The sequence below is a fragment of the Actinoplanes sp. NPDC051633 genome (assembly GCF_040681735.1).
Classification (GTDB): domain Bacteria; phylum Actinomycetota; class Actinomycetes; order Mycobacteriales; family Micromonosporaceae; genus Actinoplanes.
The window spans coordinates 6,503-8,159 of sequence record NZ_JBFAZH010000246.1 but is presented as its reverse complement, the minus strand read 5'-3'; the positions used below and the strand labels follow the sequence as shown (position 1 = coordinate 8,159).

Annotated in this window: 1 protein-coding gene and 1 pseudogene; both read right to left on the bottom strand. The window is 64.8% G+C overall.

From position 1 onward, the window contains the following. Positions 1-439 precede the first annotated feature (439 nt). Positions 440-715, bottom strand: coding sequence for a GlsB/YeaQ/YmgE family stress response membrane protein (locus tag AB0M20_RS16210; RefSeq protein WP_364298756.1), 276 nt, complete (start codon positions 713-715; stop codon positions 440-442). Positions 716-839: 124 nt separating this feature from the next. Further along, positions 840-1,657 (bottom strand): annotated as a pseudogene (locus tag AB0M20_RS16205) (elongation factor 4); the annotation flags it as partial.

The following is a 1,657-nucleotide window of genomic DNA, read 5'->3' as shown; positions in this document are numbered from 1 at the left end:
AGCGGCCACCAGCCGGACGAGCGCCTCCCCCACCTCGAACACATAGACGGCCTTCCGGCATGGGTCAACCGCCGCAGCGCCCAGCACAAGTTCCGCTACTGACGAACGGTCAACAGCCCAAAGTGGTAGCCCACCCACCTCATTCACGGCCCGACACGTGGGTGGGCTACCACTTTTGGGTTGGCGGTTGGGGGCCTGGTGTTTGGGGTTGGGGGTGGCCACTCACGCAGGTCGCCGGGTGGGGGCATCGGTTTGGACGCGCCAGCGGCCAGATGGGTCCGCCCGGCCCTCGGCGTGAGCAGCGGTCAGCACCACCCACCCCGCTACGACATGGGTGTTGATCTTCGAAATTGGTTCTGGACGTGCGAAACGCCGGACCGCTCAGGCGATCCGGCGTTTCGGTTACTTCCGGCAGTGCGGTTCCGCGGGCCGACCCGAATTAGCGGGTCAGGCGGCGGCGGCTGCCCACACCGGCGACCAGCGCAACACCGACGGCGGCGAGCAAGATCTGCAGGAGCAGCTCACGCCAGTCGATGCCGCCCGTGTCGCCGAAGCCGGCCGCGCGGGCGATAACCGTGCCCAGCAGGGCGGCCACGACACCGATGACCATGGTCAGCCAGATCGGGATGTTCTGCTTGCCGGGTACGACCAGACGACCCAGCGCACCGATGATCAAGCCGACGATGAGCGCGGTGATAATGCCGGTGACAGTCATTGGGGGTCCCTCCTCAGGGAGTGAAGCATTCGTTGCGTCCGTCGAGCCGAGGAGTTCCCGACCTTTTCAAAAACCAAACCGCTCGATCGAGATCAAGTCCCCAATGCGGTGATTTGCTCAGGTATTACTTCTTGTTCGCCCCTTTTGCGTCGCCGGAGTCCGACGTGGACAGGGCCGCGATGAACGCCTCCTGGGGCACCTCGACCCGGCCGACCATCTTCATCCGCTTCTTGCCCTCCTTCTGCTTCTCGAGCAGCTTGCGCTTACGGGTGATGTCACCGCCGTAGCACTTGGCGAGCACGTCCTTGCGGATCGCCCGGATGGTCTCGCGGGCGATGATCCGGCTGCCGATCGCCGCCTGGATCGGCACCTCGAACTGCTGCCGGGGGATCAGCTTCTGCAGCTTGGTGGCCATCGTGGTGCCGTACGCGTAGGCCTTGTCCTTGTGCACGATCGCGCTGAACGCGTCCACCGGCTCACCGTGCAGCAGGATGTCTACCTTCACCAGGTCGGACACCTGCTCACCGGACGGCTCGTAGTCGAGTGACGCGTACCCCTTGGTCTTGCTCTTGAGCTGATCGAAGAAGTCGAAGATGATCTCGCCGAGCGGCAGCATGTAGCGCAGCTCGACCCGCTCGGTCGACAGGTACTCCATGCCGAGCATCTGACCGCGCCGGCTCTGGCACAGCTCCATGACCGCGCCGACGTACTCGTTCGGCACCAGCACCGTCGCGCGCACCACCGGCTCGTGAATCTCGGCGACCTTGCCGGCCGGGAACTCGCTGGGGTTGGTGACGGTGAACTCCTGCAGATCCTCGGTGATCACCTTGTAGACCACGTTGGGCGCGGTCGAGATCAGGTCGAGGTTGAACTCGCGTTCGAGCCGCTCACCGATGATCTCCAGGTGCAGCAGGCCGAGGAAGCCGCAACGGAAGCCGAAGC

What these genes read in the sequence shown, in the direction of transcription:
- AB0M20_RS16210 (WP_364298756.1), bottom strand. Translation starts at nt 715, where the DNA reads ATGACTGTCACCGGCATTATCACCGCGCTCATCGTCGGCTTGATCATC.